Source organism: Bellilinea sp. (assembly GCF_053501535.1).
The window spans coordinates 39,698-55,590 of record NZ_JBRCOK010000037.1 but is presented as its reverse complement, the minus strand read 5'-3'; the positions used below and the strand labels follow the sequence as shown (position 1 = coordinate 55,590).

15 protein-coding genes are annotated in these 15,893 nt (G+C 49.3%); 12 read left to right on the top strand and 3 right to left on the bottom strand.

Annotation, left to right across the window (positions count from 1 at the left end):
* Window positions 1-2 precede the first annotated feature (2 nt).
* Complete coding sequence (glnA, locus tag ACWIZX_RS04105; protein WP_448334890.1) at window positions 3-1,343, bottom strand: type I glutamate--ammonia ligase; 1,341 nt, start codon at window positions 1,341-1,343, stop codon at window positions 3-5.
* 614 nt (window positions 1,344-1,957) lie between these two features.
* Between glnA and recA the strand changes: the two genes are divergently transcribed.
* The 5 genes from recA to ACWIZX_RS04080 all read left to right on the top strand — a co-directional run bounded on the left by recA (window position 1,958) and on the right by ACWIZX_RS04080 (window position 7,761).
* The gene (gene recA, locus ACWIZX_RS04100) at window positions 1,958-2,983 is read left to right on the top strand and encodes a recombinase RecA (RefSeq protein WP_448334931.1); all 1,026 of its coding nucleotides are present in this window, start codon (window positions 1,958-1,960) and stop codon (window positions 2,981-2,983) included.
* Window positions 2,984-3,083: 100 nt separating this feature from the next.
* Window positions 3,084-3,572, top strand: coding sequence for an NBR1-Ig-like domain-containing protein (locus tag ACWIZX_RS04095; RefSeq protein WP_448334889.1), 489 nt, complete (start codon window positions 3,084-3,086; stop codon window positions 3,570-3,572).
* Between the two features lie 12 nt (window positions 3,573-3,584).
* The gene (locus ACWIZX_RS04090; protein ID WP_448334888.1) at window positions 3,585-4,460 is read left to right on the top strand and encodes a C39 family peptidase; all 876 of its coding nucleotides are present in this window, start codon (window positions 3,585-3,587) and stop codon (window positions 4,458-4,460) included.
* A 108-nt stretch (window positions 4,461-4,568) separates the two neighbouring features.
* On the top strand, window positions 4,569-7,229 hold the full coding sequence (locus ACWIZX_RS04085) for a CBS domain-containing protein (RefSeq protein WP_448334887.1): 2,661 nt from the start codon (window positions 4,569-4,571) through the stop codon (window positions 7,227-7,229).
* 1 nt (window position 7,230) lies between these two features.
* Window positions 7,231-7,761 carry a GNAT family N-acetyltransferase gene (locus tag ACWIZX_RS04080; RefSeq protein WP_448334886.1) on the top strand — a complete coding sequence of 177 codons (531 nt, stop codon included), beginning with the start codon at window positions 7,231-7,233 and terminating at the stop codon, window positions 7,759-7,761.
* Window positions 7,762-7,767: 6 nt separating this feature from the next.
* On the opposite strand, the gene ACWIZX_RS04075 is transcribed toward ACWIZX_RS04080, so the two are convergent.
* Both ACWIZX_RS04075 and ACWIZX_RS04070 read right to left on the bottom strand, forming a co-directional pair.
* Entirely contained in the window at window positions 7,768-8,370 is a 603-nt protein-coding gene (locus tag ACWIZX_RS04075; protein WP_448334885.1) for a hypothetical protein, read from the bottom strand.
* Window positions 8,367-8,948, bottom strand: a complete 582-nt coding sequence (locus ACWIZX_RS04070) for a class I SAM-dependent methyltransferase (RefSeq protein WP_322794083.1) — start codon at window positions 8,946-8,948, stop codon at window positions 8,367-8,369. The genes ACWIZX_RS04075 and ACWIZX_RS04070 overlap by 4 nt, the downstream gene beginning before the upstream one ends.
* A 175-nt stretch (window positions 8,949-9,123) precedes the next feature.
* On the opposite strand from ACWIZX_RS04070, the gene fusA reads away from it, so the two are divergent.
* The 7 genes from fusA to ACWIZX_RS04035 are packed head-to-tail and all read left to right on the top strand — an operon-like array spanning window position 9,124 to window position 15,884.
* Complete coding sequence (gene fusA / locus ACWIZX_RS04065) at window positions 9,124-11,199, top strand: elongation factor G (protein ID WP_448334884.1); 2,076 nt, start codon at window positions 9,124-9,126, stop codon at window positions 11,197-11,199.
* A gap of 6 nt (window positions 11,200-11,205) precedes the next feature.
* Entirely contained in the window at window positions 11,206-11,508 is a 303-nt protein-coding gene (locus tag ACWIZX_RS04060) for a hypothetical protein (protein ID WP_322794085.1), read from the top strand.
* Between the two features lie 24 nt (window positions 11,509-11,532).
* Window positions 11,533-12,756, top strand: coding sequence for a hypothetical protein (locus tag ACWIZX_RS04055; RefSeq protein WP_448334883.1), 1,224 nt, complete (start codon window positions 11,533-11,535; stop codon window positions 12,754-12,756).
* The gene (locus tag ACWIZX_RS04050) at window positions 12,743-13,057 is read left to right on the top strand and encodes a MazG-like family protein (protein ID WP_322794087.1); all 315 of its coding nucleotides are present in this window, start codon (window positions 12,743-12,745) and stop codon (window positions 13,055-13,057) included. Before ACWIZX_RS04055 ends, ACWIZX_RS04050 begins: the two co-directional genes overlap by 14 nt.
* 15 nt (window positions 13,058-13,072) lie before the next feature.
* Window positions 13,073-13,624, top strand: coding sequence for an LOG family protein (locus ACWIZX_RS04045; protein ID WP_448334882.1), 552 nt, complete (start codon window positions 13,073-13,075; stop codon window positions 13,622-13,624).
* A gap of 6 nt (window positions 13,625-13,630) precedes the next feature.
* On the top strand, window positions 13,631-15,064 hold the full coding sequence (proS, locus tag ACWIZX_RS04040; protein WP_448334881.1) for a proline--tRNA ligase: 1,434 nt from the start codon (window positions 13,631-13,633) through the stop codon (window positions 15,062-15,064).
* A 7-nt stretch (window positions 15,065-15,071) separates the two neighbouring features.
* On the top strand, window positions 15,072-15,884 hold the full coding sequence (locus ACWIZX_RS04035) for a DNA alkylation repair protein (protein WP_322794090.1): 813 nt from the start codon (window positions 15,072-15,074) through the stop codon (window positions 15,882-15,884).
* Window positions 15,885-15,893: the final 9 nt, after the last annotated feature.

The window sequence follows — 15,893 nt, the reverse complement described above, 5'->3', positions numbered from 1 at the left end:
AATCAGGCCGTCTCTAAAAAGCGTTCGATCTCCCAATCTGAAACCTGTGTTCGAAATTCGTCCCATTCGACCCATTTCGCCCGCATGAAAGCTTCATACAAACTGGGCGAAAAGGCGCTTTGAATCACCTCATCCTTTTCCAATTCCTCCAATGCTTGACGCAATGAACCGGGCAATTCAGCCACCCCTCTTTCATGGCGCTCGCTGGCATCCATCTCATACACATTCACATTATTGAGCGGTGCGGGCGGAGTTAATTGGCGATCAATCCCATCCAGCGCTGCCTTCAGCATTGCATTAAACGCCAGATAAGGGTTGCAAGAGGGATCCGGGCAGCGCAATTCTGCCCGCGTGGCTTTGTGCATGCCGGGAGTGTAGCGCGGAATACGAATCAAAGCGGAACGATTGATTTGCGCCCAGCCAATATAGACAGGTGCTTCATATCCGGGCACCAAACGCTTGTAGGAATTTACGGTTGGCGCAACCACTGCCGAAAGCGCACGGGCGTGGGCCAATTGCCCGGCAATAAAGCCATACGCGATTGGTGAAAGATGGAAAGGATCGTTTTCGGCAAAGAAGAGATTGTTACCGTCTTTGTCAAAGAGCGACTGGTGGCAGTGCATACCCGATCCGTTAATTCCAAATATGGGTTTCGGCATGAAGGAAGCAATCAATCCATGCTGGGCGGCAATGGCCTTAACCGTATATTTCAAAGTAACTACATTGTCGGCAGTTTTTAATGCATCTGCAAAGCGAAAATCAATTTCGTGCTGACCAAGGGCTACTTCATGATGACCAACCTCAACCTCTAAACCCATTGTGTTGAGAGCTTCCATCAATTCCGTGCGTACCCGTACCGCTTCATCGTTGGGAGAAAAGTCAAAATAACCGCCAACATCATGCGGCACCGGTCGAATGCTTTCGGTGCCGTTCCGCCGAAAGAGGAAAAATTCCGGTTCCGGGCCGACGTTATATGTCCAACCACGCTCTTCTTTTAACTTTTGAAGGGCACGTTTCAGACTGCCACGCGGGTCACCAGCAAAGGGAGTGCCATCCGGGTGGAAAATATCACAGAACACTCTTGCTCTCCTTAATTCGGGAGGAGACCACGGAAGCACTGCGTAGGTTTCGGGGTCAATGCGCAAGTGCATGTCCGATTCCTGAATACGGGCAAAACCCTCCACAGAAGAGCCGTCAAACCAAATACCGTTCTCCAATGCGCCTTCCAGCTGTGCAACCGGTGCATCCACCGACTTGACCGATCCCAGCACATCAATAAATTGGAAAGAAATGAACTTAATGTCATCTTCTTTCACTTTTTTAAGTAAATCTTTGGCGTCCATAAAAAATTACCTCCTTTGGTTTAAAGAATAAAGGGCATGCCGGGCATGCCCTTGTTTAACAGAATTTAGAGCGCCTGCCCTTCCATCAATAGAACAGATAAGCCAATCGGCTTTTCCGGCCACTGTGCTGGCTTTGGTTCGAACGTTACCGCCGGGTTTCAGCCAGCCACTTCTTCTGGAAGGGAGAAAGGAGCCTGTGACCGGGCTCCAGAGGCATCCGCTGATCCTTCGATTTTCCCCTGCAATTCAGGGTTAGCGCTCTCTTCGCAGAGAGGAACCTCCACCTCGTCATCCTGTCCCTTTCAGACAGGACTCAGCCGCTATTTCTCCGTTATTCAGTTGTAAATTGCCAAAAACTGGTATTATATTAGCAACTTCATCAACCAATGTCAAGAGGTATTTTGTAAAAAGTTGATTAAATCCTTGACGAATAGAACAAATATACTATAATGAAATCAACAAACAGGGCTTAAAATTGCTCGTATTTTAGCGGATACAGATATAATCATAATAACCCGAACTCTTCAGGAGACCCATTCATGGCGCGTAAAACCCCTTCTTCCACTCCTTTACCGGCTGGCGGTGGCAATTCTCAGGATGATGCCCGTAAAGCCATGCTCGACAAGGCGCTCGGTGATATTCTCAAACGCTACGGCGATGGCGCGATTATGCGCCTCGGCGAAGCACAACATCTGGAGGTCGAAGCCATCCCCACCGGCTCGCTTTCACTGGACATTGCTCTGGGTGTCGGGGGTATTCCGCGCGGCAGAGTCACCGAAATCTTTGGTCCCGAATCATCCGGTAAAACCACCCTTTGTTTGCATCTGGTTGCCGAATCTCAACGAATGGGGGGCACCGCTGCGTATGTAGATATGGAACACGCCCTTGATCCGGCTTATGCTGCCCGCCTGGGGGTAGATATTGACAGTTTGTACATCTCTCAACCGGATACCGGCGAACAGGCATTGGAAATCACCGAAACGCTGGTGCGTTCCGGCGCGGTGGATCTGGTTGTGATAGACTCGGTTGCCGCATTGGTGCCGCGAAACGAGATCGAAGGAGATATGGGCGATGCCACAATGGGTATGCAGGCCCGCTTAATGTCTCAGGCATTACGCAAACTCTCCAGCGCGATTAACCAGACCAAAACTGCCGTAGTATTTACCAATCAATTGAGGCAGAAAATCGGCGTTATGTTTGGCAATCCAGAAACCACCCCCGGCGGTCTTGCCCTGAAATTTTACGCTTCCGTTCGGCTGGATATCCGCCGCATTCAGTCCATCAAGGTCGGAGCGGAAGTCATTGGTAACCGGGTTCGGGTAAAAGTGGTCAAAAATAAAGTTGCGCCACCCTTCCGCACAGCGGAATTTGACATTATGTACAACGAGGGCATTTCAAAGGTCGGTGATATCCTTGATCTTGCCACAGGACTGGACATCATCACCAAACGCGGGGCTTTCTTCTCCTACGGGGATATTCGCCTCGGACAGGGGCGAGAAAACGCCAAAGAATTTCTGCGCCAAAACCCAGAACTGGCACTCGAAATTGAAAACGCCGTGCGACAGCGAGCATTGGGAGGTGATATTCCCCTTGCTTTTGCAGCGGATGGTGGTGATGAGGGCTTTTCAGACGATCTTTAACCTCTACGCGATGGATCATCAAAAGCCGTGTGACAGGAGATTATTTTCCATTCCGTCAAGCCTTCCAAAATTTATTCTGGCATGGGTACTCACAGTCCTGATGATAGCTCTTCAGGGCTGTGTTTTTTCACCCCCCCAGCGAATGCCCGCTCCTGCCACTCAGGCTCCTCTGTTCCTGCCACCCACTTCTGCGCCTCTGCGCAATGAACCCAGCCAAACCCCAGAACAATTCCAACCAACCCCCACTTTACCATGCGTTGATTCGCTCACATTCATCAGTGACCTGACCATCCCCGATGGAAGCATCATTCAAGCAGGTGCATCCATTGATAAGCGCTGGGAAGTTGAAAACAGCGGAACCTGCAACTGGGAGAGCGGTTATTTTCTGCGCTTAATTGCCGGAGATGAATTGGGCGCCGGTTCACAGCTCGCTCTCACCCCTGCCCGTAGCGGAACTCGTACGGTCATCCGCATCCTTTTTCAGGCACCTGCCGAGCCGGGCAACTATCGGAGTGCCTGGCAAGCCCATAATCCCCAGGGCCAACCCTTTGGTGACCCGATTTTTATAGACATTGTGGTTGAGCCTTGAAGAATAACCTTCATGAAAAGCTCCTCATCCACCCAAGCCGGTAGTGCTGTTCCACTGATTTTGTTGTGGATTGGGGCAATTCTGGTCTTATCAGTCCTCCTCATGATTGGATTCGAACTTATATTGATTGAGGTCAATCCAATTGCCCGACCCTCCGTAGAATATTCCCCGCAAACCTCCTCACTCCCAATATTACAACTCGGTTCCGGTGGTTATCCGATCACACCCACCCCTTTTCAACCCCTTCCAACCTCTACCCCTACACCCATTCCATCCCCCACAAGCCAACCGACCCTTTCACCTTCACCCATCCCAACCGTAAAAATTCCGGCCTCCGCACGAATCGAAGCCATTCGCGGCTTTCCACAAACCCTCAACCTTTCCTGCGAATCCCGTTCAGCAGTGGATTGGGCTGGTTTTTTTGGTGTTTCAATCAACGAATTGGAGTTTTTATCTCAACTGCCCCAGTCCGATGACCCCAATAAAGGCTTTGTTGGCAATCCCAACGGCCCGGGGGGTTTAATCCCTCCCAACCCTTACGGTGTCCACGCCGCCCCGGTTGCAGCCTTGCTACGAGCGTATGGTTTGCCCGCTGAAGATATTGCGGGGTTAACCATTGACCAAATTAAAACTGAAATCGCCGCAGGCCGCCCCGTCATTGTATGGGTTATTTTTGGAACCATGCCCGGTTCTGCCCTGCAGTACACAACTCAGGCAGGGGAAGTCGTCAGTGTTGCGCCAAACGAGCATACCGCCATCATCATCGGATATGATCCTCAGGGAGTTACCCTGCTGGATGGAGCGGCAATTTACTGGCGATCCTGGGATACCTTTCTTCAATCTTTTATGGTCTTAGGCAATATGGCAATCATCTACCGTAGTCAATAAGGCTCTTCTGAAAAATTTTTGGGAAATGACCGCTTTTCTTATGCGCAATCAGCATAATCCGCCCTGAGAACGCCCTTTTTTCGCTATAAATTCCGTTACAATATAATCATGCAGGTTATTCTGACACATGAGCAAGCTGATTTTGACGCCATTGCCGCGTTACTGGCAGCTCATATTCTCAATGAGCGTGCCTTACCAGTATTGCCCCGCCGCATAAATCGCAATGTGCGCGCTTTTCTGAACCTCTATGGGGCTGAACTACCCTTCATTGAAGCTCGTGATCTTCCTCCCGAGGATATTGACATTGTTACACTCGTGGATACCCAATCTCTGATCACCCTTAAAGGGATGAAAGAGGACACCCTCGTTCATGTGATTGACCACCATCAAGCCCGTGAAGACCTGCCGTCCGATTGGACGCTCATCATCGAACGGGTTGGTGCTACAACCACCCTGCTGATCGAAGATATTCAAGATCATAATGGTCCCTTGAATAATTTGCAGGCCACATTGCTGCTGCTCGGCATTTATGAGGATACCGGCAGCCTGACCTATAGCAGCACCACCCCGCGCGATTTACGCGCAGCAGCCTTTCTACTGGAACAGGGTGCCAGTTTAAGCCTGGCAGATGAATACCTTAATCCACCCCTCTCCGAGCAGCAACGCGAACTTTACAATCGTCTCTTACAAAATTCCGAAAGCCTGCACATCCATGGGCAACACATCATCATTGCCAGAGCCGATGCCCGCGACATCAACGAGGAAATTTCCAGTATTGCCCACAAATTGCGTGATTTGTTAGACCCGGACGCCTTGTTTCTAATGGTGAATACCATTGAAGGCATCCGCATTGTGGCCCGTTCTGCCACTGAGCGCATCAATGTCGCTAAAACCGTTGCCCTGTTTGGCGGGCGCGGACATGAAAAAGCAGCCGCTGCGCTGATTCGCACCGGCGATAAGGCTGCTCAGTCCACAGCCGACCTCGAAGAGGTATATAACCGGCTGGTTGAGGTACTCCCCTCCATTGTTCAACCAGCCATTACGGTTGGAAAAATCATGTCCCGCAATCCGCGTGTGCTTAAACCGGAAACCTCTGCCCAGGAAGCCGCACGCTGGATGCAGCGCTACGGATATGAGGGCTACCCGGTTGTCAAAGACGGGCGGGTGGTCGGATTACTGACTCGTCGGGCGGTGGACCGTGCCTTAGCCCACAAACTTAACCTGCCCGCCATCAGTCTCATGGATGCCGGCGAGTTCTTTGTCACCCCAGACACGCCCCTGCCCCATCTTCAGCAGCTAATGGCAGACACCGGCTGGGGTCAAATTCCTGTGGTTGACCCGGAAACCCGCCAGATCATTGGTATTGTTACCCGCACCGATTTGCTCAAACAAATTGGACGCGAGGACACCATTCAAACAGAGAGAAAAAATTTTGCCGACCGACTGGAAAAAGCCCTGCCGCCGGCTCGCCTGGCCCTGATCAAAACCATTGCTGAAGAAGCCCTCCACCACCACTTGCCAATCTATGTGGTAGGTGGTTTTGTCCGGGATCTCATTCTGGAACGTCCCTCGATAGATTTCGATCTGGTTGTTGAAGGAGATGCCATTGCGCTTGCCCGCGCGTTGGAAAAGAAATACGGTGGAAAAGTAACCAGTCACAGCCGCTTTGGCACAGCCAAGTGGCAAATCGGCTCTATACGCTCGGAACTGATTGAAAAAATAAAAGGCGATGGCGGACTGAAAGCCGAAGACTTGCCCGACTCCCTGGATCTCATCAGCGCCCGCACCGAGTTTTACAATTATCCGACCGCTTTGCCAACCGTTGAGCGAGGGAGTATCAAACTCGATTTGCACCGCCGGGATTTTACGATTAACACGCTTGCCCTGCGTCTGGATGGACGTCATTATGCCACGCTCTACGACTTCTGGGGCGGAATGAATGACATCAAGAAAAAACTGGTTCGCGTTCTTCATTCGCTATCCTTTGTGGATGACCCAACCCGCATGCTGCGCGCTGTCCGCTTCGAGCAACGTTTCAACTTCAGAATTGAAAGCCGCACACTTCAGTTGATGAATGAAGCCCACGACCTGCTGAAACAGGTTTCCGGTGACCGGTTGCGCCACGAGCTTGACCTGATACTTGCGGAAGAAAATCCGGTCAGTGCGCTCAACCGCTTGGAAGAATTGAATCTTCTTTCAGCGATTCATCCGGACCTCCACTGGGATTCATCTGCATCGAAAGCGTTGCTGCGCGTCCTCAAAGAACCGCTTGATCCCGCCTGGCAACTTCCCGAAGTGCTGGGGAATCAATCCATTCGGAATGCACTGGCCTACATGGTCTGGTTGATACCCTTCCCACCCGAAAGCAGCCGTGCAATTTGTGAACGGTTAAAGTTAAGTCATCACCTTCAAAACGCTATTCTTTCAGGAAACCTCCTGATGGCTGAATTGCCGGATTTAGTCGGTCAATCCCCCAGCCGGGTAGTTGCCCGTCTTGAAGAAGCCCCCCTGCCAGCTCTTTACGCAATCATTTGTCTTTGCCCCGGCAAAGAAATTTGCGAACTGCTCAACCGATACGCTACCGAATGGCGAAAAGTTCAGCCGATGACTGACGGTTATACACTGCACGCTATGGGGATCGAACCCGGCCCGGTTTATCGCCGTATTCTTTGGGCGCTGCGCGCCGCCTGGCTGGATGGAAAAATCACCACGCGCGAGCAGGAGAATGCCCTCTTGAATCAACTGGTTTTCACCCAAACCATTCAATGATATGACGGCTCAGGTCTTACCCCGCGATTGGTTGGATGCCGTAACCTTCCGAAACGTTCGTAAGGAAGATTTACCTGCTCTGGAATGGGACGGAGAGTTCAGCCATTTTCGACGAGTGTATGCTGATGCGTTTGAACGCGCCCAGTTGGGTTACTGCGTGTTATGGGTTGCCGATTTGCCGGAAAAAGGGATCATCGCCCAGGTGTTTATTCAATTAATCTGCAACCGCAAAGAATTGGCGGATGGGGTGAAACGCGCCTATTTGTACTCGTTTCGTGTCCATAAAGACTTTCGGGGTCAAGGTTTAGGCAGCCTCATGGTGCAACATGTGGAACAGGACTTAATTCGGCGAGGATTTCAATTCTTAACACTCAATGTCGCCAAAGATAATTTAGACGCTTTACGTTTATACCTGCGGCTTGGATTCCACATTGTGGCGGCAGAACCCGGCGTGTGGTCGTATGTTGACGACAAGGGGGTACGTCAGCTGGTTGAAGAACCTGCCTGGCGCATGGAAAAGAGGCTCTATTAAGCCCGTTTACTTTTTTTGTAATTCGTCCAGTAATTTTTCTCCGTTAATTCCCGCCTGCAGCAATTGCTCTGCCTTCTCTCGCTTGAACCATAAATTTAACACCTCTCCCTCATTGCTGGAAAATTGAATACCAATGTAACCCGGCTGCAATCCGGGCAAAGCGGAAAGCGGAACTTCCAGAATCACGCCCAAAAGCCGGCCGGCAATATCCCCCATTTCCGTTGGATGGTTTAGACTTTGAACGGGGACAACCATGTGGATGTCAGTTTGCATTGCCGCAAAACGAACAATTTCGCCTTCCTCAGTTACGCAATTTTCACCATATGCTTCTGCAAATACCTGAATATCTTTAAAATCAGCCTGATTGATCAGATTCTCAAATTCCCGGCTTATCTGGGGTAAGGGTTGGCTTGCCCACATATAGGCGCAGGGTGCCTGGCTTATAGCATCGGGAATTGTCGGTTGGTTTTCTGCCGTTAATTCTTTTTCGGAAATTAAATCCAGTGTCTTCACTGGAAAAGGTTGAATTGATTGACGGATTTGACAGGAACTCAGAATTAGCACCAACAATAATAAGCAGAGCCCGCCCGCTGGAATTTTAATCTTCATGGAGAACGCTCCTTATGAAACCACAACCATACAGAAGGAAATTTCTGTCTTTCCCATCCTTCTGCTCTTCGAATAAGACGCAGAAAAGTCAACAACCGTTCCAAATCCTCATCATCAATCCCATGTGAACTGTCTGGAAAACTGCGATAATGGGCATAAAGGAGGAAATCTCCACCTTCCTTCAGTAAGCGCTGAACATTGTCAAGATACTTCTGTCGCTCATCCCAATTCAGCTGGTGAAAACAGCCGATATCCAGAATCAGGTCAAAGCCCGGCTTAAGGCGGTAAAGATTGGTAACGTCATCAACCCACAACTCCGCTCTCAATCCATGCTGACGGATTTTACTGCGCGCCTGCGCAATGGCAAACCGGGAAAAGTCCACTCCGCAAACCTGCCAGCCGGCTTTTGCCATCGTAACGAGATTAGTACCGCTCCCACAGCCCAAATCCAATGCTCTGCCCGGCGGATGATGCGAAAGATATTCCAGCAACTCAGGCGGGGATGTCCCGGTATCCCAAACCGTTTTTCCAACAGAATACCGCCATTCATACTTTATTCTTTTCAGCAATGATTTCATAAAACGATTTTAGCCTTATTCAGCAATTTGGTCACCCCAGAATTTGTAGCTGCTGATATAATAGGCAGGGTTTGTGGGAAAGAAAAGGTAAAACCACGCTGGGTGCTTTGACAATTTGTCATTTGCACCTTAAAATAAGCGAGTTAATCCCATGTAATGCAGAAGGGTTTGTTTCATGAAGGAATATACCACTGAGTCTATCCGTAATATCGCCCTTGCCTCACACAGCAGTGCCGGCAAAACCATGCTGGTAGAAGCCATGCTCCACCTGACTGGAGCAACCACCCGCCTCGGCCGGGTTGAAGACGGCACCACCATCTCAGACTTTGATGAAGAAGAGATTCGTCGTGGAATTTCATTGTACACCAGTGTCCTGCCGGTTGAGTATCGGGATGTTAAAATCAACCTGCTGGATACACCCGGTTATACCGACTTCATTGGCGAAGTAATCTCCGCTTTACGGGTTGCTGATGGCGCCATCATTGTAGTGGATTCGGTTGCCGGCGCCGAAGTGGGGACGGAAATTGCCTGGAATTATTGCAACACCTTTCAATTGCCGCGGTTTGTGGTCATCAACAAAATGGATCGCGAAAATGCCAACTTCCAGAAGGCTCTGGCATCCATTCAGAACCTGACCGAAACCCGCCTTATTCCAGTTCAACTGCCGTGGGGTGAAAAAACCAGCTTTCAGGGTGTAATTGATTTGATTAGCATGAAAGCGTACAAAGGTGATGGCAAAACGGCAGTTGAAATTCCCGATGAATACCGTTCGGCTGCTGAAGAAGCCCGTTTTGCCCTTGTCGAAGCCGCCGCAGAAGGCGAAGATGAATTGTTGGAAAAATATCTCGAAAGCGGCGAACTCACCCATGAAGAAGTTGTTCGCGGTTTGAAAGCCGTCATCCGACAGGGCAATTTTGTGCCGGTTTTTGCCACTTCTGCAACCACCGAAACCGGCATCTTCCGACTGCTGGATGCAATTGTTGATTTCTTCCCATCCCCTGCGGAAATTCCACCAGTCAAAGCAATGGGTAAAAATGGTGAGGAAGAGTTAATTTCCGCTTCGGATTCGGGACCTCTGGCAGCTTACGTGTGGAAGACCACCGCCGATCCCTTTGTTGGCAAACAAACCTTTTTCCGGGTTTACTCCGGCATGGTCACTTCCGACAGCCGTGTCTGGAACCAAAACAAAGGTGTGGAAGAACGGTTTGGCACTGTCAGCATTCCGCGCGGAAAAGAAAACCTGCCGGTAAAAGTAATCCACAGCGGCGATATTGGTGTAGTTCCCAAACTTTCTGAAACCATTACGGGAAATACACTGGTTGATAAGACCCACCCGCTCACCTTACCGGTCCCGGAATATCCGAACGCCCTTTACCGGGTCGCCATCTTCCCCAAAACACAGGCTGACTCGACCAAAATCAGCCCAACCCTTACCCGTCTGTGTGAAGAAGATATGACCCTCTCATGGTACAACGAACCGGCAACCCTCCAAACCATTTTGCAGGGTATGGGTGACCAGCACATTGATGTCGCCATCCGCCGGGCCGAAACCAAATTCCAGGTTAATCTGCTGATTGGCGAACCCAAGGTTCCTTATCAGGAAACCATTACCCGCAAAGCCAGCGCTATGTACCGCCATAAAAAGCAAACTGGCGGTGCCGGTCAGTTTGGTGAAGTTCATCTGCGGGTTGAACCCTTAGCCGATAAGGACTTTGAATTCACCTGGGAAGTGTTTGGCGGCGCCATCTCCCAAACTTATGCTGCTTCTATCCAAAAAGGTATCCAGAACGTCATGAAGGAAGGTGTGCTGGCTGGCTACCCCATCCGCGGTGTTCTGGTTGCCGTCTTTGATGGGAAAGAACATCCAGTTGACTCTAAACCGGTTGCCTTTGAAATCGCCGGTCGCGAAGCCTTCAAACTGGCCTTCAAAGATGCCGGCCCGGTGCTTTACGAGCCAATCATGAACGTTCAAATCATCGTCCCCGAAGAAAACATGGGGGATGTCCTGGGCGATTTGAATACCCGCCGCGCACGTGTGCAGGGCATGAACTCTGAAAAAGGCCGTTCCACCATCACCGCCACCGTGCCTCTGGCCGAAATGCTGCGTTATACCACCCAATTGCGCTCCCTCACTGGCGGACGCGGCATCTTCAACATGGAACTGGCCGGTTACGAGATGGTACCCCCGCATATTCAGGCTGAAATTGTTGCTGCCCGTCAAAAAGAACTGGCAGAAAAACGCGAAGAGTAATCACGTTTGAACGAAACAAGAGGTTTGTTTGTGCCTTCAAAGTGGCTCAGGCAGACCTCTTTTTTATTTTTTTATGATAGTCTTAACACGATGGATAACCTTGATCCGCTTCAATCATTTTGGGAAAACCTGCTCTCGCGCAATCCCACCCGGATTCAGTCCGCATTTTTAAGCCTTGACCCGACTTCAAAACAGGTGGTCATTGCCCATTTACAAAAAATGGCCACTGATCCCGGCTGGCACCCAGAGCAGGTTGAATCTGCCAGAGCTGCATTGGAGACAATTCAATCACTATTTAGTAAACCGTAACGAATGAGGGGGGACACAAAAAGAATGAAACAGTGGAAATATTATATAACATTCGTCATTGTGTTTTTATTCGTCTGGATATTGATGGCCGTTGGAATTCGGCAGGTGAGTGGAGATATTATCTTTGGAGCTGATTATTATACCTTTTACACTGCTGCAAGAATGTATTTATTCGATCGGATTAACCCGTATTCACAAGATGTTACTCAGGCAGCCCAACTCGGTATTTTAGGCAGACTGGCCACTCCAGAAGAAGACCAGCTGGCTTTTGCGTATCCTTTCTTTATGCTCTTTTGGGTTTTCCCATTTGCATGGCTGGATATTTCACTCTCACAGCCGCTTTGGATGAGCTTTAACATTCTTATTGCCTTGACCTGCCTGGTTAACACATTTCAAAATAAAAAAATTCTCGCTTTTCTTGGATTGACTTTTTATCCTTTTGTATATGGTATTATCCTGGGAAATTTCAGCAATCTGATCTGTTTTATTCTTTTATACTTTTTCGATCAGGTCATTTTCAACCAACCTACCCGTGCCAGACAAATTTTTCTTGGTTTTTTACTTTTCTGGACAATTGGCAAACCGCAATTGACCATTCTCGTACTCCTTTTTGCTCTACTGATTAGTCTGTATAAGAAATATCTCACAGTGATTATTTCGTTTGGAGTTTCTCTGGTTACAATTTCATCGCTCAGCATTTTATTCTTGCCCAACTGGTTTGAGTTATGGATTCAACGTATCCAGCAATATTCTGTATACGTTCAGGCAAAGCCGGCTAACCTTGCTCAAACGATCTTATCTTTCACGAATATCCCTGAGGGATTCATTCTTGCAAGTTTATCCATTGGAGTTGTTGCCGTATTTACTGGTTGGTTTTTAGCAGTTTACAAGTCCCAAAACTTAATCTTCCAAGAGGAAAAATTCAGGAATCTCTTATTTCTAAACCTGATAATCATCTTCACAATTTCGTTAATGCCTAGGACAGTATCAAATGATCAACTACTACTTCTCATTAACTTATTTTTAGGAAGCAAATTCCTGACAGATATGAAACACAAATATCATATCGTTGTATTAATTTGGTCATCTTATTCGGTCATTTCGTGGATTACTTTTGCGTTGCCAATTCCCGGAAATCTATCTTCAACACACACTCTGTATCCATCGGCTATTTCAACATCTTGGTTAATATTTTTCTGGTTATTATCAAAAAGTAAAATGAAAGAACTATCTCATGAACCTGCGTGAACTTACCTTTGCCATGCACCAGTTTGTTCAACAAAAGGGCTGGTACGAAGCGAACAGCCCCCGCCCACAAGCACCACGTAACATTGCCATCTCCCTATGCCTGGAAGCCGCAGAGGTGTTGGAACACTTCCAATGGAGTGAAACCACCAACAACCGTGAACAACTGGCCTCAGAACTGGCTGATGTAGCCCTATACCTCTTACAGCTGGCCCATCTATCTGAAATTGACCTTGAAGAAGCAATTTTGAGCAAACTACGAGAAAATTACCGGCGCACGTGGGATCAGGATCAGGTAAAATAAAGGGCATTCACAGCCATGAAAATTACGGTATTTGGCAGTTCCAAACCACAACCCGGACAACCCGCCTATCAGAACGCGATGCGGTTAGGTCGTTTGATCGCCGAAGGCGGTCACACCGTCTTGACCGGCGGCTACATGGGCATTATGGAAGCCGTATCGCGCGGAGCAGCCGAAGCCGGTGGGCATGTTATCGGGGTTACCTGTGAAGAAATTGAGCGTTGGCGCAAAAACGGACCCAATCCATGGATCAAAGAAGAATGGCGCTGCCAAACCCTGATTGAAAGAATCCAGCGGCTCATCTACAGCTGCGATGCGGCCATCGTCTTACCCGGTGGCGTGGGCACCCTTGCCGAAGCAACCCTCTATTGGAATTTACTCGTCATTCGAGCCCTTCCACCTCGCCCTTTGGTGTTGGTGGGCAGTGGATGGAAAAATATTTTTGAAACCATCCGCCAGGAAATGGCTGAAGCAGCCAATCCGCAGGATTGGGACAAAATTCTATTTGCAAGTGAAATTGATCAAGCCTACCTTTTTGCCGTAAATCAAAAACCCAAAGTTTCAGGATGATATTGCATGAGCACCGACAAATTACCCACCCGCAGTGAAAATTACTCCGAATGGTACAATCAGGTCATTCAGCGCGCCGAAATGGCTGATTACGCCCCGGTACGCGGCTGTATGGTCGTCCGCCCGTATGGCTGGGCATTATGGGAAAACATTCAACAAGCGCTGGATAAACGCTTTAAAGCAACCGGCCATGTCAATGCTGCTTTTCCGTTGTTTATCCCCATGTCTTTTCTTGAAAAGGAAAAACAACATGTTGAAGGATTTTCCCCCGAACTGGCTGTTGTAACCATTGGCGGGGGTGAAAAACTGGAAGAACCCTTAGTCGTTCGTCCAACATCCGAAACCATTATCGGCTATATGTATTCAAAATGGATAAAGTCCTACCGCGACCTGCCCGTTCTGATCAACCAGTGGGGAAATGTTGTTCGTTGGGAAATGCGCACCCGCCTTTTCCTGCGCACGCTGGAATTCTACTGGCAGGAAGGTCACACCGCTCACGCGACGGCCGAAGAAGCCGTTGAAGAAACTGTGCGCATGTTAAATGTTTATACCGACTTTGCTGTCAATGAAGCCGCTGTTCCGGTAATTCCCGGCAAAAAGAGCGAGACCGAAAAATTCGCGGGGGCAGTGGATTCGTACACCATTGAAGCGATGATGGGGGATACCCGCGCATTGCAGGCGGGAACTTCCCACTTTTTGGGGCAAAACTTTGCTCGCGCGTTTGAAATTCAATACCTTGACCCGAATAATTCCCTCCAGTATTGCTGGACAACTTCATGGGGTCTTTCTACTCGTTTCATTGGCGCCATCATCATGACCCATGGGGATGATCAGGGATTGATTCTTCCCCCCCGTTTAGCGCCGGTTCAAATCGTTGTCGTACCGATTTACAAAAACGATCAGGAACAGTCAAAAGTCCTCGCTGCCGTTGAGCAGGTTGAAAAACAACTTTCCGGATGGCGTTTCAAAGTGGATTTGCGCACCGAAGTGACCCCCGGTTTCAAGTTCAATGATTGGGAATTGAGAGGCGTGCCGCTGCGTATCGAAATCGGGCCAAAGGATGTGGACAATGGGGTTGTGACCCTCGCCCGCCGCCACCTGCCCGGCAAGGCCGGTAAATCTACCCTTCCGCTCGATCAACTCTCGAACCAGATTGGCAGTGTGTTGGAAGAAATTCAAGCGGCGTTACTGGAACGCGCCACCCGATTCCGGGATGAGCATATTTTTGAGCCGAAAAATTATGACGAGCTAAAAGAAGTGGTACAAAACGGCTGGGCTTACTCCTGGTGGTGCGGCAGTGCAGAATGCGAAGCCAAAGTCAAAGAAGACACCAAAGCAACAACGCGCTGTATGCCGCTCGACCAGCCGGAAGGAAGCGGAACCTGCATAGTATGTGGTAAAGCATCCCGGCGCAAAGTTTACTTTGCCCGCGCCTACTGAAAGACGAATGCCAGCAGTATCCCTGGCTCATCTACAGAAACAGATCGAGTTGCTGCGCTGGAAATACACTCAGCCGGAAGAATTTGTGGCTGGGCTGCGAAACCTGCTCGAAAAATATTCTGACTATACGTACCGGGCAGCTGCAAGCGCTCCGGAGGCCAGCCGTCCGATAGATGCCTACCACGTACCCCCGGTAGTAACTCGAAAGATTGAGTTGACCTTGTATGGATTGGTTAATGAAAATTCTTCCCCTGCGCTAAACTTAGCGAATTTGCTCAGGCAGGAAGAAAAAGAAGAACCGCGCCTTCTGGCGATTTATCTTTTGGGGATATTACCTCCGTCGCAATTTGAACAGGTAATACAAACCATTGAAACCTGGGCATCTTCAGAAAACGATCCGGCGTTGCTCGAAGCACTTTTTGAGCAAGGCAGCAGCAATTTGCGCCGATACTCCATTCAGCACTGGCTGTCCAAAATTCAGGAATGGGCATCTCAGAACTCCACCAAATTCCAAAAGCTGGCTTTGCTGGCCCTCTTACCCCTTCTGAAAGACCGGCAATTTGAGGATTTGCCTCAGGTGTTTAATCTGTGCACTCCCCTCTTTCAGGGCGAGATTAGGGGTTTATCCTACGAATTGAGCCGGGTTTTGGTGGCATTATCCCAACGTTCGCCAGCCGAGCTGGCCTATTACATCCGCCAGTTGATTGGCTCAGCAGCATCCGATGATCTTCGCCGTTTGATTCGGCGCTGTTTACCCGCCTTTCCGGATGAAGTTCAGGAACGGATTCGTCCTATTTTGCACAGGACAAGATCACCATGAACTATCTGC

Coding starts and splice junctions, on each gene's coding strand:
- glnA (WP_448334890.1), bottom strand. CDS start 1,343: ATGGACGCCAAAGATTTACTTAAAAAAGTGAAAGAAGATGACATTAAG.
- recA (WP_448334931.1), top strand. CDS start 1,958: ATGCTCGACAAGGCGCTCGGTGATATTCTCAAACGCTACGGCGATGGC.
- ACWIZX_RS04095 (WP_448334889.1), top strand. CDS start 3,084: ATGATAGCTCTTCAGGGCTGTGTTTTTTCACCCCCCCAGCGAATGCCC.
- ACWIZX_RS04090 (WP_448334888.1), top strand. CDS start 3,585: ATGAAAAGCTCCTCATCCACCCAAGCCGGTAGTGCTGTTCCACTGATT.
- ACWIZX_RS04085 (WP_448334887.1), top strand. CDS start 4,569: ATGCAGGTTATTCTGACACATGAGCAAGCTGATTTTGACGCCATTGCC.
- ACWIZX_RS04080 (WP_448334886.1), top strand. CDS start 7,231: ATGACGGCTCAGGTCTTACCCCGCGATTGGTTGGATGCCGTAACCTTC.
- ACWIZX_RS04075 (WP_448334885.1), bottom strand. CDS start 8,370: ATGAAGATTAAAATTCCAGCGGGCGGGCTCTGCTTATTATTGTTGGTG.
- ACWIZX_RS04070 (WP_322794083.1), bottom strand. CDS start 8,948: ATGAAATCATTGCTGAAAAGAATAAAGTATGAATGGCGGTATTCTGTT.
- fusA (WP_448334884.1), top strand. CDS start 9,124: ATGAAGGAATATACCACTGAGTCTATCCGTAATATCGCCCTTGCCTCA.
- ACWIZX_RS04055 (WP_448334883.1), top strand. CDS start 11,533: ATGAAACAGTGGAAATATTATATAACATTCGTCATTGTGTTTTTATTC.
- ACWIZX_RS04050 (WP_322794087.1), top strand. CDS start 12,743: ATGAACCTGCGTGAACTTACCTTTGCCATGCACCAGTTTGTTCAACAA.
- ACWIZX_RS04045 (WP_448334882.1), top strand. CDS start 13,073: ATGAAAATTACGGTATTTGGCAGTTCCAAACCACAACCCGGACAACCC.
- proS (WP_448334881.1), top strand. CDS start 13,631: ATGAGCACCGACAAATTACCCACCCGCAGTGAAAATTACTCCGAATGG.
- ACWIZX_RS04035 (WP_322794090.1), top strand. CDS start 15,072: ATGCCAGCAGTATCCCTGGCTCATCTACAGAAACAGATCGAGTTGCTG.